The organism is Enterobacter sp. S-33 (genome assembly GCF_028735835.1).
Taxonomy (GTDB): domain Bacteria; phylum Pseudomonadota; class Gammaproteobacteria; order Enterobacterales; family Enterobacteriaceae; genus Enterobacter; species Enterobacter vonholyi.
This window is the reverse complement of sequence record NZ_CP117838.1, coordinates 2,503,350-2,525,284: the sequence shown is the minus strand read 5'-3', so window position 1 is coordinate 2,525,284 and position 21,935 is coordinate 2,503,350. Positions and strand designations below refer to the sequence as shown.

The following is a 21,935-nucleotide window of genomic DNA, read 5'->3' as shown; positions in this document are numbered from 1 at the left end:
CCGGAAATACCCATTTCCGGTTTTTTTGTTTGTTATTTATAAAGGGAATATTTGATGAGTACTCTACTAAAAAGTGCTGCGCTCGTGCTGTGCGCAGGGGTTAGCTGCGCACACGCAACAGAAAGCGCTAAAAAGTGGGAATTTAATATTGGCGCGATGTATGAAATAGAAAACGTCGAAGGCCAGGGGGAGGATAAAGACGGGTTATATGAACCTTCCGTGTGGTTTAATGCGAACTGGGATGCCTGGACTATTTCGCTGGCGATGTATCAGGAAGGGCCGGTTGATTATAGCAGCATGACCCGTGGCACCTATTTCGATCGTCCTGAATTTGAATTACGCTATCGCTTTATCGGAACAGATGATTTTACGTTCGGTCTGACCGGAGGCTTCCGTAATTACGGCTATCACTTTAAAGATGAACACGGCGCCAGAGACGGCAGCGCTAATATGCAGCGCTACAAAATTCAGCCTGACTGGGATATAAAATTAACCGACGACTGGCGTTTTGGCGGCTGGTTTGCCATGTATCAGTTTGCTAACGATCTGGAAAAAACCGGCTATTCAGACAGCCGCGTCGAAACCGAAACGGGCTTTACCTGGACCATTAACGACACCTTTGCTGCTAAAGTGAATTACTATTTAGAACGCGGGTTCAACATGGACGGTTCCCGTAATAACGGAGAATTCTCCACCCAGGAAATTCGTGCCTATCTGCCAATTTCGTTAGGCCAGACCACCTTAACGCCTTACACACGACTGGGACTCGATCGCTGGTCGAACTGGGACTGGCAGGACGATCCCGAGCGTGAAGGACATAATTTCAACCGCCTGGGTATGCAGTACGCCTATGACTTCAATAACGGTTTATCCATGACGCTTGAATACGCCTATGAATGGGAAAACCATGACGAGGGTAAAAACGACCGCTTCCACTATGCGGGCGTTGGCGTAAATTACGCTTTCTGATCGTGTGTCTTCCAGGGGCTAACTGCCCCTGGTTTTAGCGCAGCGAGGCCGCCAGTATAAAATGGGTCTCAACCAGCACTTTTTGCGGGGCGGGATGACCTGCAATACGCCTGAAAAGAAGACCGCAGCTCTCTTCCCCCAGCTTTCGGGTGGGGATATCAAACCCGCCAGGTGCGGGCGTTAAAATGAGAGACAGCATCGGGTCACTGTATCCGGCTATCACCACCTGCTCTGGAATCATCAGATTCAACTCATCCGCCGCACGATAGAGGCTGAGTAACTTCATGCTGTCGGTAGCGAATACCGCATCGGGCGGCGTGGATGAAGACAACAGCTCCAGAGCCGCAGTAAGCGCGCTCTCATGGGTATAACCGCCATCCCTGATCCAGTCCGGGTTAAGGGCAATATGGTGCTTTTCCAGACTGGCTTTATAGCCCGCAAGGCGATCGATCGAAACATGATAATCAAGCGGGGCATGCAGACAGGCAATTTTACGGCGTCCGTTTTTAATAAAGGTTTCGGTCAGCGTGGCGCTGTCATGGAAATTATCTGTATCGACGGAATAGATATTTTGATACTCACCTTCCACTTTGCCGATAACCACTACCGGTACGCCATACTCATCCAGCGTGGTGAAAAAGGATTCATTTGCCGGTGAGCTCAGCATAATGATCCCTTTGATCATCTTTTGTTTAATTTTACTCACGCATTTCAGCAGATCGTCCTCGCTGCTTTTTGAGGTTTGTAAAATAACGTCAAATCCTTCTTCTTCCGCTTTTGCCGTAATGGCATGAAGGATATCGGAGAAAAAGGGATTACCGGCAGTGGTTTTGGTTGAACGGGTCGAAATAACCATGATGGCATCAAAGCCTGAAGAGGTCAGGGCACGGGCCAGTTTGTTGGGCTGATAATTTAATTCGTCAATCGCCTTCAGCACTTTTTCACGCGCTTCGGGAGAAATGTTCGTTTGTTTATTCAGAACGCGGGAAACGGTTGATTTCGATACGCCCGCAACCCGCGCGATATCATAGATGGTGGGTGACATACACCTTACTCACTCCGGACTGACAGCATTGCCGTTCATCTTACTGGAGAGAAAACGGCAATAGCAATAAATAAGAATTGATAATCAACGATCTGCCCCCATTTATTGTATTCTGAAGCCATGCATTCAAGGCTTCCGGGCAACGAAGGACGGCGATGAAGCGACTTAAAAACGAAATTAATTCACTGGTTAACCGTGGCGTTGACCGTCATCTTCGACTGGCGGTAACAGGATTGAGCCGCAGCGGTAAGACGGCGTTTATCACCGCGATGGTAAACCAGCTCCTGAACCTGCATGCCGGGGCGCGTCTGCCGTTGCTCAGCGCGGTGCGGGAAGAACGTCTGCTGGGCGTGAAGCGCGTCCCTCAGCGCGATTTTGGTATTCCTCGTTTTACCTATGACGAAGGGCTGGCGCAGCTGTATGGCGATCCGCCCGCGTGGCCGACCCCGACGCGAGGGGTCAGTGAAATTCGTCTTGCGCTGCGTTTTCGCTCGAATGAATCCCTGATGCGCCACTTCAAGGATACCTCCACGTTGTACCTTGAAATCGTCGATTACCCCGGCGAATGGCTGCTCGACCTGCCGATGCTGGCGCAGGATTACCTCAGCTGGTCCCGCCAGATGACGGGCTTGTTGCAGGGGCAGCGCGCAGGGTGGTCGGCCAAATGGCGACAGCTTTGCGAAGGACTGGACCCGCTTGCGCCAGCAGATGAAAACCGTCTTGCGGCCATTGCCGACGCATGGACGGCGTATTTGCACCAGTGTAAACAGGAAGGATTGCACTTCATTCAGCCGGGTCGCTTTGTTCTGCCGGGTGATTTAGCGGGCGCACCTGCGCTTCAGTTCTTCCCCTGGCCGGATGTGGATGGGGTGGGTGAGTCGAAGCTGGCGCAGGCCGACAGGCACACTAACGCCGGGATGCTGCGCGAGCGTTACAATTACTACTGTGAAAAAGTGGTCAAGGGATTCTATAAAAACCACTTCTTGCGATTTGATCGTCAGATTGTGCTGGTGGATTGCCTGCAGCCTCTCAACAGCGGGCCGCAGGCCTTCAACGATATGCGCCTGGCGCTGACGCAGCTGATGCAAAGTTTTCACTACGGGCAGCGGACGCTGTTCCGTCGTCTTTTCTCACCGGTGATCGACAAACTGCTCTTTGCGGCCACGAAGGCCGATCACGTCACGGTCGACCAGCATGCCAATATGGTATCGCTGCTGCAGCAGCTGGTGCAGGACGCCTGGCAAAACGCCGCCTTCGAAGGGATCGGCATGGATTGCCTTGGGCTCGCGTCCGTGCAGGCGACACAAAGCGGGCTGATTGATCTTAACGGCGAGAAAATACCGGCATTACGCGGGAACCGGCTCAGCGACGGTGAACCGCTTACCGTCTATCCGGGCGAAGTGCCTGCGCGGCTGCCGGGTCAGGCCTTCTGGCAGAACCAGGGCTTCCAGTTTGAAGCCTTCCGCCCGCAGGCAATGAGTGTCGACAGGCCTTTACCACACATCCGTCTGGATGCGGCGCTGGAGTTTTTGATTGGAGATAAATTGCGATGACGGAACCGTTAAAACCGCGCATAGATTTTACCGGAACGCTTGAGCACGACTCTCAGGAGGCGTTCAAAACCGCGCAGACGTTCAGCGGCACGCAGGCCGATAACTTTTCCCCGGCCCTGACAGAGGAGCCCGCCGTTGAGGAAGGTCCGGCAGAGGCGGTTGTGGAAGCCGCTCTGCGTCCAAAACGAAGCCTGTGGCGCAGGATGGTCACCGCCGGTCTGGCGCTGTTTGGCGTAAGCGTGGTTGGGCAGGGCGTGCAGTGGACGATGAATGCCTGGCAAACTCAGGACTGGGTCGCGCTCGGCGGATGTGCCGCGGGCGCGCTGATTGTGGGGGCGGGCATCGGGTCGGTTACCACCGAGTGGCGTCGGCTCTGGCGTTTGCGCCAGCGCGCGCACGAGCGTGATGAAGCGCGGGATCTGCTCCACAGTCACGGCACCGGCAAAGGCCGTGCCTTCTGTGAAAAGCTGGCCAGCCAGGCCGGAATCGATCAGTCGCACCCGGCGCTTCAGCGCTGGTACGCCGCCATCCATGAGACCCAGAACGATCGGGAAGTGGTGACGCTATATTCCCACATGGTTCAGCCGGTGCTGGATGCCCAGGCGCGGCGCGAGATTAGCCGTTCTGCGGCGGAATCCACCCTGATGATTGCCGTCAGCCCTCTGGCGCTGGTCGATATGGCCTTTATCGCCTGGCGTAATCTGCGCCTGATCAACCGTATCGCGAACCTTTACGGCATAGAGCTGGGTTACTACAGTCGGCTCAGGCTGTTTAAGCTGGTCCTGCTCAATATCGCGTTTGCCGGGGCGAGTGAGCTGGTGCGCGAAGTGGGAATGGACTGGATGTCGCAGGATCTGGCGGCGCGTCTTTCTGCTCGTGCCGCCCAGGGGATTGGCGCAGGATTATTGACGGCGCGTTTGGGGATTAAAGCGATGGAGGTCTGCCGTCCGCTGCCCTGGATTGACGGCGATAAGCCGCGACTGGGGGATTTCAGGCGCGAGCTGATCGGCCAGCTCAAAGAGACGCTCAATAAAAAACCGGCTCCGTGAGGTTTTGTTCACTTATCGTGCTGGCTGTCAATATTTGTTGACAGCCATCTTCCCGATCACCGTGTTCTGACATATCATTTTACTGTTACTGGCTTAAAACGGTGAATTTCCCATGCGTCTTGAAGTCTTCTGTGAAGACCGTCTCGGTCTGACCCGCGAATTACTCGATCTTCTTGTTTTACGTAGCATTGATTTACGTGGCATTGAGATCGATCCTGTCGGGCGAATTTACCTCAATTTTGCCGAAATTGAATTTAATACATTCAGCAGCCTGATGGCGGAAATCCGCCGTATCGCTGGCGTTACGGATGTACGCACCATTCCCTGGATGCCTTCTGAACGTGAGCACCTGGCGCTGAGCGCGCTGCTGGAGGCCATGCCTGAACCGTTCCTTTCCCTGGATTTGAAAAGCAAAGTTGAGCGCGTTAACCACGCGAGCTGCCAGCTTTTCGCGCAGAGCCAGGAGAAGCTCAGCAATCATAACGCCGCGCAGCTGATCCCCGGCTTTAACTTCCAGCGCTGGCTGGACAGCAATCCGCAGAACACGCTTAGCGAGCATGTGGTGATTAACGGGCAGAATTTCCTGATGGAGATCACGCCGGTCTATCTGAAAGGGGAAGGGAATACTCGCGTGTTGACCGGGGCGGTGATCATGCTGCGCTCGACGCTACGCATGGGTCGCCAGCTGCAAAACCTCTCCAGTCAGGACGTTGGTGCGTTCAGCCAGATTATTGCCGTCAGCCCGAAAATGCGCCATGTGGTTGATCAGGCGCGCAAGCTCGCAAGCCTGACCGCGCCGCTGCTGATTACCGGGGACACCGGCACAGGGAAAGACCTGCTGGCTCATGCGGTGCATCTGGCGAGTCCGCGTGCGGCTAAGCCTTATCTGGCACTTAACTGCGCCTCTATTCCGGAAGATGCCGTTGAAAGCGAGCTGTTTGGTCACGCGCCGGAAGGTAAGAAAGGGTTCTTCGAGCAGGCTAACGGCGGCTCCGTGCTGCTGGACGAAATTGGCGAAATGTCGCCGCGTATGCAGGCTAAGCTGCTGCGTTTCCTGAACGACGGAACCTTCCGCCGCGTCGGTGAGGATCACGAAGTGCATGTGGACGTGCGCGTCATTTGCGCCACCCAGAAAAACCTGGTTGAACTGGTGCAAAAGGGGATCTTCCGCGAGGATCTCTATTACCGCCTCAACGTCCTGACGCTGAACATTCCGCCGCTGCGCGATTGTCCGCAGGACATCATGCCGCTAACGGAGCTGTTCGTCGCCCGCTTTGCCGACGAGCAGGGTGTGCCGCGTCCGAAGCTGTCTGCCGATCTCGGCACGGTGCTGATGCGCTACGGCTGGCCGGGCAACATTCGTCAGCTTAAAAACGCCGTTTATCGCGCGCTGACCCAGCTTGAAGGGTATGAGCTGCGCCCGCAGGATATCCTGCTGCCGGATTACGACGCCGGAACGGTATCGGTAGGGGAAGAGGCGATGGAAGGTTCGCTGGACGATATTACCAGCCGTTTCGAGCGCTCTGTGCTGACGCAGCTGTACCGTAGCTATCCCAGCACCCGCAAGCTGGCAAAACGCCTTGGCGTCTCGCACACCGCGATCGCGAACAAGCTGCGTGAGTACGGTTTGAATCATAAGAAAGGTGACGAATAACAAAAAAGCCTCTTCAAAGAGGCTTTTTACTTTACGTTTATTCCTTCGCCATCGGCGTGTTAACGATTTCTGTTTTTGTCTCGCCCTGAATCGACGCAATCCTGCTTTCAACCTCTTTCACCTGCTGCGGGCTGTGGAGCAGGGTATAGGTCAGGTCAAACTGCGCGCTGGCACCGGGCTGCAGCTGCTTAACCCGCTTCTGCTCACGTTCAATCGTGACGGGGTAGGCGTAACTAGTGCCCGGTTCAATGCCCGTGACATAACCCTGCTTCAGCGTGTCGGTGTTTTTCCATAAGGTCAGCACGGGCAGCTGGCGGGTATCAAACTGGATTGACGCGCCTTTATCACCGGCTTTATTGACCACCGCCGCGAGCGTTTCGTGGTTATTGTCTGCCAGCGGTTTAATATTAAAGACCATCTCATCAAAGCCTTTTGTCGGCCCGGCATAGGTTTGCCAGTCGTTAACCCCCGCTTTGGCGTAGTCATTGAACGGGCTCACGCTCGCCGCAGGCGCAAGGAAACGGGCGCCTTCCTCTAGGATCGGCGTGCCGAAGTTGCTGTGATAGATGATTTGATAATCATGAGGGTAATCGGCATGGTTTGTCAGAACATCGTGCAGGCTGAACCGGTTGGTTCCGGGAACGTAGCGCAGCTCGGTCATGGTTTGCAGATCCGATTTTTTAAACGTGCTCTCTTTGATCAAACCCCGAACGCGGATCTCATGCGGAGCGGTATCCGCCACCTCAACTTCCACCTGCGATACCGGTGTATTTCCGGCCCTGCCGTGAAGGGTGTAAATTTGCCCATCTGCGGTGACCGGATGACCTGTCCACTCGTAGCCACAGCGCACCATCATCTCGTTGAAACCATCCAGCCAGCCGAGACCGTTGCGGCTTTCAAGATTGATGTAAGCCGGGTTCACGACCTCTTTAACAGGAGAATTCCAACCCAGTCGGGTGCCAAACCCTTCCACGTGCAGAAGGTTCATGCCACGGGTAGGGCTCAGGGTAATCGTCAGGCCATCTTTACTGCTAATAATGATGACTTTACTGCCTTCCTGCTTGCCGCCGTGTAAGATTTTTTGCTCAATGCTGAACGTCTGATCTTTAACTTTCAGCTCATCACTGGAAATTTTCCAGTTTCCTTTTTCTATGCTGCTTTCAGCGCTTGTCAGCACCCAGGTTTTGGCCGCTGCATGGCCAGAAATCAGTACCGCGAGGAGCGTAAAAGCGAATTTAATCTTCATATTTAATCCTTTTTGCTGAAACGATTATTTTCTTTCGTAAGCAAATCTAATGTTTAGGCAAAAAGGGAAATGTGATGTGCTTCACTGCGGCCAAAAATAGGGAATTTTAACGATTATTATGCGTTGTTGATCACGCTCATGTTACAAATTGCTCATGTTATTGCATGATTAATGCGACTTGCGAGCATTTTAGCTTTAACGATTCAGCTTTAAAGTAATAAAAAACCCCGCCGAAGCGAGGTTGAGAATAAGTTGTATAGAATGCTAAGGACTTATTATGCTTTCAGCACGTCCAGCGCGGCAGTGTAATCTGGCTCGGTGGTGATTTCGTTAACCAGTTCGCTGAAAACGACAGTGTCGTTTTCGTCCAGAACCAGTACAGCACGTGCTGCCAGACCTTTTAGTGGGCCTTCCGCGATGCTGACGCCATATTTCTCGAGGAAATCAGCGCTGCGCAGGGTGGAGAGGGTGATGACGTTGCTCAGGCCTTCGGCACCGCAGAAACGGGACTGGGCAAACGGCAGGTCAGCGGAAATGCACAGCACCACGGTGTTGTCCATTTCAGTCGCCAGCTGGTTGAATTTACGCACGGATGCGGCACAAACACCGGTATCAATGCTTGGGAAAATGTTCAGTACTTTGCGTTTGCCCGCAAACTGAGCCAGTGTGACGTCAGACAGATCTTTAGCCACCAGAGTAAAAGCCTGCGCTTTGCTGCCAGCCTGCGGAATGGAACCTGCAACAGCAACCGGGTTGCCCTGGAAATGAACGAGTTGTGACATAGATATCTTCCTGTTTACATATAGTTAACGTCGGGGCTAGTGTATGCCATCAGCGGATAACACGGCAAACCAAATTTTTCGCCTTTCCGGGCCGCAAGGAGTCAGTGATGAGAAGCGTTAAGGTCTATGAAGAAGCCTGGCCATTGCATACCCCGTTTGTGATCTCCCGCGGCAGCCGAAGTAAAGCCAGCGTGGTCGTGGTTGAAATCGAAGAAGAGGGGTTTAAAGGCGTCGGGGAATGTACGCCTTATCCGCGCTACGGAGAAAGCCTTGCGTCGGTGATGGCGCAGATCATGACCCTTGTGCCTGACCTGCAAAAAGGTCTCCCGCGTGAGTCGTTACAGCAGCGTTTGCCCGCCGGGGCGGCGCGTAACGCTATCGACTGTGCGCTCTGGAGCCTTGAAGCCGCTCAGCAGCAAAAATCGCTGACGTCCTTGCTGGGTGTGGTGCTGCCTGAGTCCGTCGTGACGGCGCAAACGGTCGTGATTGGTGAGCCGGAGCAGATGGCCGCCAGTGCGAAAGCGCTCTATGACGCCGGGGCCACGCTCTTAAAAGTGAAGCTCGACGATCGTCTGATCAGCGAGCGGATGGTTGCCATTCGCTCTGCGGTGCCCTCAGCCACGCTGATTGTTGACGCCAACGAGTCGTGGCATCCTGAAGGGCTGGCAGCGCGATGCCAGCTGTTGGCCGATCTGGGCGTGGCGATGCTGGAGCAGCCTCTGCCAGCAAAAGATGATGCGGCGCTGAAGAATTTTATCCATCCATTGCCCGTCTGCGCGGATGAAAGCTGCCATACCCGCGAAAATTTGAGCGAGCTTAAGGGCCGCTATGACATGGTCAATATCAAGCTCGACAAGGCAGGCGGACTGACAGAAGCCCTGGCACTGGCGGCGGACGCCAGGGCGCAGGGGTTTGCCCTTATGCTGGGGTGCATGCTTTGCACCTCCCGGGCGATCGGCGCGGCGCTGCCGCTGGTCAATCAGGTCCGTTTCGCCGATCTGGATGGTCCGACTTGGCTGGCGGTTGACGTTTCACCGGCGCTTCATTTTACCAGCGGCGTGCTTCATCTCTGAGGCTGCCAGCGCAGAAGCTCCACCATCGCTTTTAAGTATTTTTCGCTGGCTTCGTCGGAGGAAATCGGCGGGAATTCAGCGGTGATGCAGGGCAGGCTCAAATCGGCGCACCAGCTACCAAAGGAACCAGGGGTTTCATAGCCCACGCTGGTGACGAGCGGCAGGGCGAAAGCCTGCGCCAGCCACTCGCCCAGTTCAGAGTGGCGCGGATCTTCAATACAGGCCAGCGGATCGTGGAAGGAGACAACCCATGCTGGGTGGATTTTATGGATAAGCTGGCACAGCGCCTGCGTTTCCGGCTCCGATCCGGGCTTATCTCCCGTTAGCAGCACCACGTCCCGCTCCTCGGCGGAGCTGTTCCAGCGATATACCGTTTCCCCTGCGCGCCAGTTTGCCGCCGGGAAATTACGGTTCAGGTCGATTCCTCTCGCATTCGCCCGCAATCCCAGCTGACAGCCGTCCGGATTGACGGCAAGAATCACATGGTGACGTCGCAACGAAGGCGTCAGCGTCCTCAGCGCGCAGGAAAGCGTGACGATGGAAGAGTTCTCGTCTCCGTGCGTGCCGGCAATGATCAAACCGCTGTTGCGATCGGCATCGGGCGCCGGGAACCAGATCAGCGATGCGCCTAAAAATGAACGGCCATATTGCTCGGCGCCCGGCGGAAAGGCGCCGCGCTCCGCTCGCGGTCGGGTGGTTGCCATACGAAATCCTGATAAAGAAGTCTCTACAGGCAGTGTTGTGCAAAACCCGCTGTTAATCAAATAGTTTCCGTGACGGCTGAGAATTGCCTCAAATCACTATTCCGGACGAAGGTATTTGCATTTCTCTGTTTCGAAACAAATAATTACGCATCTGCTTGTTACCTGAATTCATTAAAGGGGATCTTATGAAGCATCCTGTTTCGCGTCTCTGTGCTGCACTGTACCTGTGCGGACTCTCTACACTCTCGTACGCTGCTGATGTGCCACAGGGCACGGTACTGGCGCAAAAACAGGAGCTGGTCAGGCATATTAAAGACGAACCCGCTTCGCTCGATCCGGCAAAAGCGGTGGGATTACCCGAGATTCAGGTAATTCGCGATCTTTTCGAAGGGCTGGTGAATCAGAACGAGAAAGGGGAACTGACCCCAGGGGTAGCGACGCGCTGGCAGAGCAACGATAACCGTATCTGGACGTTCACCCTGCGCGATAACGCGAAATGGTCTGACGGTACGCCCGTCACCGCGCAGGATTTTGTCTACAGCTGGCAGCGTCTGGTTGACCCGAAAACCACGTCTCCGTTTGCCTGGTTTGCGGCGCTGGCAGGCATCAACAACGCGCAGGCCATTATTGATGGCAAAGCGGCGCCAGATACCCTGGGCGTGACGGCGGTGGATGCCAGAACCTTACGCGTCCAGCTGGACAAACCGCTCCCGTGGTTTAGCAACCTGACGGCGAACTTTGCCTTCTATCCGGTGCAAAAAGCGAACGTTGAAAGCGGTAAGGAGTGGACGCGTCCCGGCGCACTGGTAGGTAACGGCGCCTACGTCCTGAACGACCGCGTGGTGAATGAAAAACTGGTTGTCGTGCCGAACACCCATTACTGGGACAACGCGAAAACCGTCCTGCAAAAAGTGACCTTTATTCCTATTAACCAGGAATCGTCCGCCACTAAGCGCTATCTGGCCGGGGATATTGATATCACCGAATCGTTCCCGAAAAACATGTATCAGAAGCTCCTGAAGGACATTCCGGGACAGGTGTATACGCCGCCCCAGCTTGGGACCTATTACTACGCGTTTAACACACAAAAGGGGCCGACGGCCGATGCCAGGGTGCGTCTTGCGCTGAGCATGACTATCGATCGCCGCATTATGGCAGAGAAGGTGTTAGGTACCGGCGAGAAGCCGGCCTGGCATTTCACCCCTGACGTGACGGCGGGTTTCACCCCTGACCCTTCACCGTTCGAGCAGATGTCGCAGCAGGAGCTGAACGCTCAGGCGAAAACCTTGCTCCAGGCCGCAGGCTACGGTCCTCAGCGTCCGCTGAAGCTGAACCTGCTGTACAACACGTCGGAAAACCACCAGAAGATCGCCATTGCGGTGGCGTCCATGTGGAAGAAAAATCTCGGTGTAGATGTCAAACTGCAAAACCAGGAGTGGAAAACCTATATCGACAGCCGCAACACCGGCAATTTTGATGTGATCCGCGCGTCATGGGTAGGTGATTACAACGAGCCTTCGACCTTCCTGTCCCTGCTGACCTCAACCCACAGCGGCAATATCTCGCGTTATAACGATCCGGCCTACGATAAAATTATTCACCAGGCGACGCTGGAAACCACGGCGAAAGCGCGTAATACGGACTACAACATGGCGGAGAAAATCCTTATGGAGAAAGCACCTATCGCGCCAATTTATCAGTACACCAACGGTCGCCTGATTAAGCCCTGGGTGAAAGGATATCCGATTAATAACCCAGAAGACGTGGCGTATAGCCGGACCATGTATATTGAGAAGCACTGACGAGCCCGGATTATGCGGTAACTGTCGTTAATGAGAGTACATTAAGAACTGGCGCATTTAGCGCCAGTTTCTTTATTCCAGAAAAGATGTCTGTTTCACATATAATCGCAGGGATAAATTATGACGGAAGAAAAGAAAGATAAACCCTCTTTTCCGGCAGGCTTAGGTATTATGGATAAAATCTGGGAATGGCAGTGGATTATACGCTTCATCTATATTGTCCTTTTCGCCGATCTGGCGCTGCTGGCTTACAGCGGACAGGGGATTTTGACCTGGCCCGTACAGGCCATTAGCTGGACCGAACACCTTGGTTTCTTCTGCGTCGCACTGGCGGCTCTGGGGCTGATAGCCACAACCCTCATGCCCTTTGTCGCCAGTCTCTTCAGGCAAGTGCTGAATGAGATCATATACAGCAGCATCTTTCCGGATATTCTTCGCCCGCAGAGCGATTACGAGAGATACCCGGGTAAGGTACCCTCAAGAGAAGTCCTTGATTTAGCACTGGAAGAGAATAATCAGTTTTTACTTAATTACTATGAAAAACATGATTCCGCCTGGCGCAGTAAATTCACTGAAAGATTCAAAGTTGGCGATTTACTTTTTGGTATCCTGTTTTTCATGATACTTGATTACCATCCGCACTGGTTCAGTCACGCTCAGCATTCCTTAGCCAGCGATCTTTTTAATCTGGGTGGTGATGAGGGTTTTGTTATATTTTATATCGTCCTTATCATTGTATTTAGCGCCCTGATGAATGTCTGGTTCGGCAAATGGGACTGGGGAAATATTTATTATCCACCGCTGTATCGTAAAAAAGAAGAAGCTCGAAGAAAGGAGCGAGAGAGAGAAGCGCAATGGCGTCGCCAGAATGAATAAATAATTCCCTGCTAACCAGTGCTCCATACATACTATTTTTTTGGCTTCGTCTGAGATATCGCTCCCGCCCATGCGGAGCTGGCGGGAGCAGAGGTGGGCTATTCTAACAACTCACTAAACTTCGCCAGCCACTGCGGATGCGCAGGCCAGGCGGGAGCCGTCACCAGGTTGCCGTCTACATGGGCCTGATCGATGCCGATAGTGGCGTAGTGTCCACCCGCGAGACGTACCTCAGGTGCGCAGGCCGGGTAGGCGCTACAGGTTCGTCCTTTCAGAATGCCCGCAGCAGCAAGCAGCTGCGGGCCGTGGCACACCGCAGCAATCGGCTTACGCGCGGCGTCAAATGCCTGTACCAGCTTTAACACGTCCTCATTTAGCCGCAGATACTCGGGGGCTCTCCCGCCGGGGATGAGCAGCGCGTCGTAATCCTGCTCCTTTACGGTTGAAAAATCGGCGTTGAGGGTAAAGCGGTGACCGGGCTTTTCGCTGTAGGTCTGGGCACCGTCAAAATCATGGATTGCCGTCATGATGTAGTCGCCTTTCGGTTTGTCGGGGCAGACCGCATCAACCTGATGGCCAATCATCTGCAAAGCCTGAAAAGGCACCATGGTTTCGTAATCTTCGGCGTAATCGCCAACCAGCATCAGGATCTTCTTGCTCATCATTCCTCACCTTTTTCAATAAAGATGATTAAGATATAGCCTGGCATGGCTGAATTGCCGGAAATAAAAAAGCCCGTCAGAGCACGGGCAACATAAGCAAATGAATAAATGATTCGTTATCAACGTTGTTGGAGGATAACGCCGTATATTTTACGCGGCAGTAAGACAAGCAGATACCTGACATATTCGGTAGGTGAAACAAGCGATTAAACGTGCGTTACAGTGCGTCGAAGGTCGGGTAAAGGCTATTTTCAAGGAATTCTACGAGATACCAGATCTCACCGCTAAAAATAAACCAGAAGCCAAATATAATAAGGAGCAAAATAATAAAGGTGAGTATTATTTCAGTTTTTCCCATTGCTGCTTTTACCCACCTGAAGCTAATTGATTCGAGGTGGGCATTGTAGCGGGGCTTTTCCGGATACTCCAGTTTCATGCAGCAAGGACTTTATTGCGTCCGTCATTTTTAGCGCGATACAGGGCATCGTCCACACGCTTAAACAGCTCGTCAATACTCTCCCCCTGATTGTGCCGCGCCACCCCAATGCTGACGGTAAACCGCGGCAAACCCGGAATCGTGATGCGTGCAACGGCTGCACGGATTAACTCGGCAATCTGCAGGGCGGTATCGAGAGAGGTACGCGGCAGCAGGATAACGAACTCTTCGCCACCCCAGCGGAACACCATGTCGCCCTCCCGACTACAGGCTTCCAGCGTTCGGGAAAGGGCGATAAGCACCTCATCGCCTTTCAGATGACCGAACAGGTCATTAATGTTTTTGAAATGGTCGGTATCCACCAGCAGCAGGCTAAATTGCTGCTGCGCAGGAAGTTTATTACGGTTGCTTTGATCGGTAATTGCGTAGAACTGGCGCCGGTTGAGTAGTCCCGTCATGGAGTCACGTAACGCGGCATGTTCCAGCTCCTGCTCCAGCCTTTTTTGCTCGGTGATATCGTGGATGATGCACAGCATCAGCTTGTCGCCGTAAATCTCAATGGGCCCGGCATACGTCTGAACGTGGCGGGTGGTTCCATCGGCAAGGCGGTGAATAAAATTGAGCGGCTTATGACCACCGGGCAGCGCGGCAATCGCAGTCATAATGGGCATCACATCTCGCCCCAGCGTATTGATTTCCCAGGTATGCTTACTGCACATGTCATCATGTGAGTAACCATAAAAATTGAGTGCGGCCAGATTTGCATCGACGATTTGCCCGTCGCGGGCCGGATCGATTAACAGCATCGGGGCGCTGTTGGTCAGAAAAAAGCGCGCATAGAAACCCTGTTTTTTCCGTCGATAGGTGGCGGAACGGCTTGCCTTCAATCCTGAGAACATTTGTTGGGAGATGCCTTCGAAAACAATCACATCTCCCCAGGGAGCGTAGTGGGCGAGCGAGAGCCGACAGCTTAACGGCGTGTCCTGTCCATCCCGGCTAGCCGTCCAGATTTCGACGATCTCCTGCTCTGTTTTCAGTTCAGGTACATACATCGTCAGGAGGGTTTGCGCCCTGGCAGAATAGATCCCTTTGCGCAGGTCCTCGAGGGTTTTATCCCCCATGAGCTGCCTTGCGGCCACATTCGCAAAAATGATCTTTTCCGACACGGGTGAAACGAGCCACACGGGTGTTTTAATTACATTCAACGCATCAAAACAAGGTTGCGACATAGGCGTTTCCTGTTCATCGACAACATGTGCCTGACAATCATGCCAGAATTGACTCGCGTGTACTCCTTTGAAACATACTCCACTTAACCCCGTCAGGCATGATTTTTTTGTGAAATAAATGCGGGGTCCGTTTGAATTTTATTAATGGGGATAATCTGTTTGTCTGAGTTTATCTGCAGCAGTAGCCACGGTACCTGTTCGGCAGGTAAGGGCCGGGAGAAAAGATACCCCTGCAGGTAATCGCAGCCGAGACGGGTGAGAACCGCCTGCTGTTCTTCCGTCTCGATCCCTTCTGCCACCACATTCATCTCCATGGTCCGGGCGATACTGATTATGGTCTCGACCAGCTTGTAGCTTTTTTCATTCCCCAGCATCGATGTGACAAAGCTTCTGTCGATCTTGAGTTCTTTTGCGGGAAGCACGCTAAGCATCAGCAGGTTGGAATAGCCCGTACCAAAATCATCAATCGAGACGACGATCCCCGCATGATTAAACGCGTTAAGCAACTCAATGCTGCGGTCGAGATTTTTAAGCGCGGTGCTTTCCGTTACCTCCAGGATCAGTCGGGACGGAGGCAGGTTATATTTTTCCAGCATCGACGAGATGATCTGGAAAATGTCCGGCTGTTCGAACTGAACGGGGGATAGGTTGAGCGACAACGTCCACTGGCTGAACCCTTGTTCAGTCCAGAAATGAAGCTGTCGGCATGCCGCTTCAATGGCCCAGTTACCTACCGGAATAATTAAGCCTGTTTGTTCCAGCGAGGGGATAAACAGATTGGGCAATACAACGCCTTGCTCTGGATGTCGCCAGCGCAGAAGGGCTTCAAAACCATGAATCGTTTTCTCTCCCGCATGCCAGGTTGGCTGATACCATAGTTCAAACTGATCCCGTTCAAGCGCCTGCGAGAGTTCCTGCAGAAAGCCGGGTTTCGCCGGGATCGCTGTTGACATCTCGGCCCGGTAAATCGCCCAGCCGTTACGGCCATCTTCCTTGACGCGGTGTAAAGCTGCATCCGCCTTGAGTTTCAGCTCATGCAGCGTTTCGCCATCCTGAGGATAGAGGCTGACGCCCGCGCTGATCGTCGTGCTTAACGTATGTCCGCATATCGACAGAGGGCGTCGTACATCTTCAAGCAGCGCGGTGAGCAGGGCGCTGAGCTTGTCGTTATCACATTCAGGCACCAGCAGGATAAAGGCGTCTCCTCCCAGTCTTGCCAGGGTCATCTCACGCATGAGCCTTGCCGTGATGCGCTGCGCGACAGCGATCAATAGCTCATCACCGACGCTGTGACCCCACGTATCGTTAACGCGTTTGAAGTGATCGACGTTCAGGAAAATAACCGCAAATGGCTTCTTGCTCAGCAGCGCGCTGCGCAGACAGTCCTGCATACGGAGATCCATCTGGTGGCGGTTTGCGAGCCCGGTGAGCGCATCAAAACGCGCCTGCAGCTCTAGCTGACGGTTGAGCTGCTGCAGATTATCCGTCAGCCGGCTGGTGCGCCGGTGAGAATCGATAAGTGAAATGATTAACATCACGCCGAGCAGGCAGAGCGTGGTGACTGAAACCCAGATGGATAAACCCAGCTCACCGATCCCTCCGGGGACGGCATGCGCCATTTCCTGAAATTGCGCGGCGCTCATGCCGGTATAATGCATCGCACAAATCGCGGCAGCCATAACGAAGGCCGCGATAATTCGATCGATAAAGACGCCTTTATGTTTATCGCGCAGTCGGAAAGCCAGCCACAGCGCCGTACCTGAGGCAACAACCGCAATAACCACGGACAACCCTACGAGGCTGCGATCCCAGATGATGCTGCCATCCAGCATCAGGGCCGCCATACCGATATAGTGCATAGACACCACGCCAGCGCTCAGGAGCGTCGTGGCAAAGATCAGTCGAAAAGGGGAAAGTTTTTTACCCGTGACGGCAATATTAAGCGCCGTTGTCGACGCAACCACCGCGACGCCCAGTGACGCAAGGGTTAACCAGAGGTCGTAGCTCATCATCATGGGCATTTGCATCGACAGCATGCCGATAAAGTGCATCGACCAGATGCCAATACCCAGCGTGACCCCACCGGCAATCCGCCAGAAGAGTGCAGCCTTTCGGCTGGAGAGAGGGATCTTTCCGGCGCTGTCCAGCGCCACAAATGAGGCAATAAACGCCACCAGATAAGAGATAGCGATTAACACAGGGTCCCACGATATATTGAGCATTATGCAATCCCACGCCTGAGAGGGTTACCGATTTCGCCTGCCGGGTACATCTTTATCGGGCAACGAACATGCGCATTCAAACCATATTAGTTATTTATCGTGAATAATGACCAGTCATATTAATACTCTAAAACTCATCAAGAATATAAAATATATTCTTTTTGTTAATGTATTAAGCATTGCTAAACAAGAACGAATAACAGTAGCAAAGCTCCTTAAATATGAGTGCGATCGTATCGTCTCACCGCGGGCGATACTATCGCTTAACATGGCTGGAAACCAGTATTGCAGCATGCTGAGTAGAACATTTTTACTAATACGCTCTTTTAATCTGACTTAAGGTAAATCTCAGGATGCTAGCGGCGAAACAAAAAACAAGCGTTGTTTGCGATGAAAAACTTCTGGGCCAATGCTATAAGTCTAAGTGCCGACTTAAATATAAAACGTGGGTATTATCATGCTAAAAAATATTAGTGTCAGGACCTTTATTATCGGGTTCCTTTTATCTCTTTTTTTGGTAAGTGCAGGTGTCGTTGTTCTATTTTCCAGCAATCCCTCTCTCTTTATTTCGCTTAATGCCATCAATTTCGTTGCACTATTTTTGCTCTGGGTCTACATGACGAAGTATCTTGTGACGCCGATCAATACGGTGAAGAAAAGTATTGAAGAGGTGACAGCAGGCAACCTTGGTGTATCTATCCCTGAATTTGGCAATAACTGTGCGGGCCGACTCATCCCCGGGATCAATAGCCTTTCCGGTAATATTGCGACGCTTGTACGTGAGATCAGGGCGTCATCGCAAACCGCCATGACCTTATCGGATCAACTCTCGCAACGTAGCGCTCAGCTTTCGGTGAAAACCGAGCAGCAGTCTGCATCATTAGTGCAAACCGCAGCCAGCATGGAGCAAATGGCCGCGAGCACCAAAAACAATGCCGATAACACGCGTCTGGCGAGCGAGCAGGCAAATGTGGCGACGCTGCAGGCGCGCAAAGGCGGTGAGCTGATGGGACAGGTCGCCAGCAATATGCAGTCCATTACCGAATGTGCGCAGCAGATGACGGAGATTATTTCGCTCATTGACGGCATTGCGTTCCAGACGAATATTCTCGCGCTCAACGCGGCCGTTGAGGCGGCAAGGGCGGGCGATCATGGCAAGGGTTTTTCTGTGGTCGCGGAAGAGGTAAGAAACCTGGCACACCGCAGCGCAGAGGCCGCGAAGAATATCAAAACGCTGATTGAAGTCACCAGCAGTAACGTCACGCAGGGAGCCAGCGTTGTGTCACAGGCAGAGAAAAATATGCATGAAATCGTAACGGGTTCGGGGAATGTCAGCCGCTTAATGGACGAAATTTCCGCGTCGACGTCAGAGCAGGAGAAAGGCATTTCTCAGATTACCCTGGCGCTATCGGAGCTGGAGCGGGTCACGCAAAGTAATGTGGCAATGGCAGAGGAACTCAACGGCTCCTCTGATGTACTGCGTAATCAGGTGATTGAGCTGCAGGCCAGAACGCGCAATTTCAGACTTGACCAGAACTCTTCTTCCTCATTACCTGGCGGCTCGCCATCCTTCCTCCACCGGCCAGAACACTCTCTCTGATTCAACCTCAAAGCCTGGCGTGCCAGGCTTTTTTTTGCCTCTTGCCAGCATGTTCATTTCCTGAGCGATTTCAGCGCGATGGAAAACATAGTTGTTGATTAAGCCCTGATGGAGGCTAGACTGACAACGATAGAGCTAAAAAGGCGGAGGCGCTGTGGAAAGCATTAAAGGATCTGAACTTAACGTTCCTGACGCAGTTTTTGCGTGGGTGCTGGATGGTCGCGGCGGTGCGCGACCGCTGGAAGATAATGATGCGATCGATAGCGCGCATCCCTGCTGGCTACATCTGAACTACACCCATACGGACAGCGCTGACTGGCTGGCCTCGACTCCACTCCTGCCTAATAACGTGCGCGATGCGCTGGCGGGTGAAAGCCTGCGGCCCCGCGTGAGCCGAATGGGTGACGGGACGCTGATCACCCTACGCTGCATTAACGGCAGCACGGATGAACGCCCGGATCAGCTGGTTGCGATGCGTGTCTACATGGACGATGGGCTGATTGTGTCCACCCGGCAGCGAAAAGTTCTGGCGCTGGATGACATCGTCAACGATCTGAAAGAGGGCACCGGGCCAACCGACTGCGGCAGCTGGCTGGTGGACGTGTGCGACGCGCTTACCGATCACGCGAGCGAGTTCATCGAAGAGCTGCACGACAAAATCATCGACCTGGAAGATAACCTTCTCGATCAGCAGATCCCGCCGCGCGGTTTTCTGGCCTTGCTGCGTAAGCAGCTGATTGTGATGCGCCGCTATATGACGCCGCAGCGCGACGTTTATGCGCGCCTTGCCAGCGAAAGGCTCGCCTGGATGAATGACGATCAGCGACGCAGAATGCAGGATATTGCCGACAGGCTGGGCCGCGGGCTGGATGAAATAGATTCCTGTATTGCCAGAACGGCGGTGATGGCAGACGAAATCGCGCAGGTAATGCAGGAATCTCTGGCGAGAAGAACCTATACGATGTCCCTGATGGCGATGGTGTTTTTACCGAGCACGTTTCTGACCGGGTTGTTTGGCGTCAACCTGGGCGGTATTCCGGGGGGCGCTTATCGCTACGGCTTTACGGCCTTTTGCGTGATGTTAGTTGTTTTGATTGGGGGTGTTGCATGGTGGTTGCATCGTAGTAAATGGCTGTAAATTTACGCTTTTTTCCTCTTTTTCCGGGATTAAAACGCTCTTTTAATTGAGCGAAGTCAATAAACATCTACCCCGTAAGGTGCAATATTACTCCCGCAGGTGAATGCAACGTCAAGCGATGGGCGTTGCGCTCCATATTGTCTTACTTCCTTTTTTGAATTACTGCATAGCACAATTGATTCGTACGACGCCGACTTCATAGTCGGCTTTTTTTTGCCTCCTGATTCTCAGCGTCTACCCTAAAAGGGATGACAGCCAATTCTGGAGGGAATGATGAGCATCCTTTACGCTCTGCTACTGCAACATTCACGTCAATCCGATCCCATCCCCACCGATCCGGTGCCCATGCCCGATCCCATACCGCGTCCGCAGCCAATGCCCGACCCGCCGCCCGATGAAGAACCGATTAAATTGTCGCATCGGACCGCGAGATCTGCGAGGATACGCGCCATCTGACCGCTAAGATCACCACGAGAGACAATTGTGACCGCTTTTTCTACCCTGAATGTTCTGCCCGACGCCCAACTCGCTAACCTCAACGAGTTGGGATACCTCACGATGACGCCTGTTCAGGCGGCCGCGTTGCCCGCCATCCTCGAGGGCCGTGACGTGCGCGTACAGGCGAAAACGGGCAGCGGGAAAACGGCGGCATTTGGCCTTGGCCTGTTGCAGCATATCGATGCGGCGCTTTTTCAGACCCAGTCTCTGGTGCTGTGCCCGACCCGCGAACTGGCAGACCAGGTCGCGGGTGAACTGCGTCGCCTGGCGCGTTTCCTGCCCAACACCAAGATTTTAACCCTCTGTGGCGGACAGCCGTTCGGCGCCCAGCGTGATTCACTCCAGCATGCGCCGCACATTATTGTCGCCACGCCCGGACGCCTGCTGGATCACCTGCAAAAAGGCACCGTCTCGCTGGATGCGTTACAAACGCTGGTCATGGATGAGGCCGATCGGATGCTGGATATGGGCTTCAGCGATGCGATTGACGAGGTGATCCGTTTCGCACCGTCCGATCGTCAGACGCTGCTGTTCTCTGCGACCTGGCCCGAAGCTATCGCCGCCATCAGTGGTCGCGTGCAGAAAAATCCACTCACCATTGAAATCGACAGCGTTGATGCGCTGCCCGCCATCGAGCAGCAGTTCTTTGAAACCTCTCAGCAGGGTAAAATCCCGCTCCTGCAGAAATTGCTGAGCCAGCATCAGCCTGCATCCTGCGTGGTGTTCTGTAATACCAAAAAAGACTGTCAGGCGGTCTGTGATGCTCTGAATGCCGCCGGTCAGAGCGCATTGTCGCTGCATGGCGATCTGGAACAGCGCGATCGCGATCAGACGCTGGTTCGTTTCGCTAACGGCAGCGCCCGAGTTCTTGTCGCAACCGACGTCGCTGCACGCGGTCTGGATATCAAATCGCTTGAGCTGGTGGTGAACTTTGAGCTGGCATGGGATCCTGAAGTACACGTGCACCGTATTGGCCGTACCGCGCGCGCGGGAAACAGCGGACTGGCCATCAGCTTCTGCGCACCTGAAGAGGCGCAGCGCGCCAATATTCTTTCTGAGATGCTGCAGATTAAGCTGAACTGGGTGAATGCACCGGCCGGCGTTAGCCTTGTGCCGCTGGAGGCTGAAATGGCGACGCTGTGCATTGATGGCGGTAAAAAAGCTAAGATGCGTCCAGGTGACGTATTAGGCGCGCTGACCGGGGATGTGGGGCTGGACGGGGCGGATATCGGTAAGATTGCGGTCCATCCGGCGCATGTCTATGTCGCGGTTCGCCAGAAGGTTGCCCTTAAGGCATGGAAGCAGCTGCAAAACGGGAAAATTAAGGGTAAAACCTGTCGCGTACGTCTGCTGAAATAAAGAATGAAGCGTCTCAGACGGTTTTTCTGAGACGCTAA

General features: G+C 53.6%; 19 protein-coding genes. 11 read left to right on the top strand and 8 right to left on the bottom strand.

What is annotated here, in order from left to right; translation table 11 throughout:
- The first annotated feature begins 54 nt into the window (after positions 1-54).
- Positions 55-969 (top strand): OmpG family monomeric porin, encoded by a 915-nt coding sequence (locus PUP35_RS11970; RefSeq protein WP_274239679.1) that lies wholly within the window; start codon positions 55-57, stop codon positions 967-969.
- A gap of 34 nt (positions 970-1,003) precedes the next feature.
- On the opposite strand, the gene PUP35_RS11965 is transcribed toward PUP35_RS11970, so the two are convergent.
- Positions 1,004-2,014, bottom strand: coding sequence for a LacI family DNA-binding transcriptional regulator (locus PUP35_RS11965; RefSeq protein ID WP_274239677.1), 1,011 nt, complete (start codon positions 2,012-2,014; stop codon positions 1,004-1,006).
- A gap of 155 nt (positions 2,015-2,169) precedes the next feature.
- On the opposite strand from PUP35_RS11965, the gene PUP35_RS11960 reads away from it, so the two are divergent.
- The 3 genes from PUP35_RS11960 to tyrR all read left to right on the top strand — a co-directional run bounded on the left by PUP35_RS11960 (position 2,170) and on the right by tyrR (position 6,270).
- Positions 2,170-3,567 (top strand): YcjX family protein, encoded by a 1,398-nt coding sequence (locus tag PUP35_RS11960; protein WP_143345195.1) that lies wholly within the window; start codon positions 2,170-2,172, stop codon positions 3,565-3,567.
- Complete coding sequence (locus tag PUP35_RS11955; protein ID WP_127731218.1) at positions 3,564-4,616, top strand: YcjF family protein; 1,053 nt, start codon at positions 3,564-3,566, stop codon at positions 4,614-4,616. The genes PUP35_RS11960 and PUP35_RS11955 overlap by 4 nt, the downstream gene beginning before the upstream one ends.
- A 112-nt stretch (positions 4,617-4,728) precedes the next feature.
- On the top strand, positions 4,729-6,270 hold the full coding sequence (gene tyrR / locus PUP35_RS11950; RefSeq protein WP_023312028.1) for a transcriptional regulator TyrR: 1,542 nt from the start codon (positions 4,729-4,731) through the stop codon (positions 6,268-6,270).
- A gap of 37 nt (positions 6,271-6,307) precedes the next feature.
- Here tyrR and PUP35_RS11945 read toward each other — a convergent pair whose 3' ends face one another.
- Positions 6,308-7,516: an aldose 1-epimerase family protein gene (locus tag PUP35_RS11945; protein ID WP_274239671.1), complete on the bottom strand. Its 1,209-nt coding sequence runs from the start codon at positions 7,514-7,516 to the stop codon at positions 6,308-6,310.
- A 275-nt stretch (positions 7,517-7,791) separates the two neighbouring features.
- On the bottom strand, positions 7,792-8,298 hold the full coding sequence (gene tpx, locus PUP35_RS11940; protein ID WP_023335907.1) for a thiol peroxidase: 507 nt from the start codon (positions 8,296-8,298) through the stop codon (positions 7,792-7,794).
- 107 nt (positions 8,299-8,405) lie between these two features.
- Here tpx and ycjG point away from each other — a divergent pair, with 107 nt between their 5' ends.
- Positions 8,406-9,371 carry an L-Ala-D/L-Glu epimerase gene (ycjG, locus tag PUP35_RS11935; RefSeq protein WP_274239667.1) on the top strand — a complete coding sequence of 322 codons (966 nt, stop codon included), beginning with the start codon at positions 8,406-8,408 and terminating at the stop codon, positions 9,369-9,371.
- On the opposite strand, the gene mpaA is transcribed toward ycjG, so the two are convergent.
- Complete coding sequence (mpaA, locus tag PUP35_RS11930) at positions 9,362-10,075, bottom strand: murein tripeptide amidase MpaA (protein WP_111965078.1); 714 nt, start codon at positions 10,073-10,075, stop codon at positions 9,362-9,364. The genes ycjG and mpaA overlap by 10 nt on opposite strands.
- Positions 10,076-10,260: 185 nt before the next feature.
- Between mpaA and PUP35_RS11925 the strand changes: the two genes are divergently transcribed.
- Both PUP35_RS11925 and PUP35_RS11920 read left to right on the top strand, forming a co-directional pair.
- Positions 10,261-11,877 carry a peptide ABC transporter substrate-binding protein gene (locus tag PUP35_RS11925; RefSeq protein ID WP_115875332.1) on the top strand — a complete coding sequence of 539 codons (1,617 nt, stop codon included), beginning with the start codon at positions 10,261-10,263 and terminating at the stop codon, positions 11,875-11,877.
- A 120-nt stretch (positions 11,878-11,997) separates the two neighbouring features.
- Positions 11,998-12,753 (top strand): hypothetical protein, encoded by a 756-nt coding sequence (locus PUP35_RS11920; protein WP_271368028.1) that lies wholly within the window; start codon positions 11,998-12,000, stop codon positions 12,751-12,753.
- Between the two features lie 98 nt (positions 12,754-12,851).
- Here PUP35_RS11920 and PUP35_RS11915 read toward each other — a convergent pair whose 3' ends face one another.
- From PUP35_RS11915 to PUP35_RS11900, 4 genes are all read right to left on the bottom strand, one after another.
- On the bottom strand, positions 12,852-13,415 hold the full coding sequence (locus tag PUP35_RS11915; protein ID WP_127732791.1) for a DJ-1/PfpI family protein: 564 nt from the start codon (positions 13,413-13,415) through the stop codon (positions 12,852-12,854).
- Between the two features lie 217 nt (positions 13,416-13,632).
- Positions 13,633-13,773 carry an Ecr family regulatory small membrane protein gene (locus PUP35_RS11910; protein WP_143345725.1) on the bottom strand — a complete coding sequence of 47 codons (141 nt, stop codon included), beginning with the start codon at positions 13,771-13,773 and terminating at the stop codon, positions 13,633-13,635.
- 74 nt (positions 13,774-13,847) lie between these two features.
- Positions 13,848-15,080, bottom strand: coding sequence for a sensor domain-containing diguanylate cyclase (locus PUP35_RS11905; protein WP_136194955.1), 1,233 nt, complete (start codon positions 15,078-15,080; stop codon positions 13,848-13,850).
- Between the two features lie 92 nt (positions 15,081-15,172).
- Positions 15,173-17,302, bottom strand: a complete 2,130-nt coding sequence (locus tag PUP35_RS11900) for a putative bifunctional diguanylate cyclase/phosphodiesterase (RefSeq protein ID WP_274239661.1) — start codon at positions 17,300-17,302, stop codon at positions 15,173-15,175.
- 457 nt (positions 17,303-17,759) lie between these two features.
- Between PUP35_RS11900 and PUP35_RS11895 the strand changes: the two genes are divergently transcribed.
- From PUP35_RS11895 to dbpA, 4 genes are all read left to right on the top strand, one after another.
- A complete protein-coding gene (locus PUP35_RS11895) occupies positions 17,760-18,902 on the top strand; it encodes a methyl-accepting chemotaxis protein (RefSeq protein ID WP_127731206.1) in 1,143 nt (380 codons plus the stop codon).
- Between the two features lie 154 nt (positions 18,903-19,056).
- Entirely contained in the window at positions 19,057-20,040 is a 984-nt protein-coding gene (gene zntB, locus PUP35_RS11890) for a zinc transporter ZntB (protein ID WP_111965070.1), read from the top strand.
- 273 nt (positions 20,041-20,313) lie between these two features.
- On the top strand, positions 20,314-20,496 hold the full coding sequence (gene ynaL / locus PUP35_RS11885; protein ID WP_115875320.1) for a proline-rich small protein YnaL: 183 nt from the start codon (positions 20,314-20,316) through the stop codon (positions 20,494-20,496).
- A gap of 27 nt (positions 20,497-20,523) precedes the next feature.
- Complete coding sequence (gene dbpA, locus PUP35_RS11880; protein ID WP_274239656.1) at positions 20,524-21,897, top strand: ATP-dependent RNA helicase DbpA; 1,374 nt, start codon at positions 20,524-20,526, stop codon at positions 21,895-21,897.
- Positions 21,898-21,935: the final 38 nt, after the last annotated feature.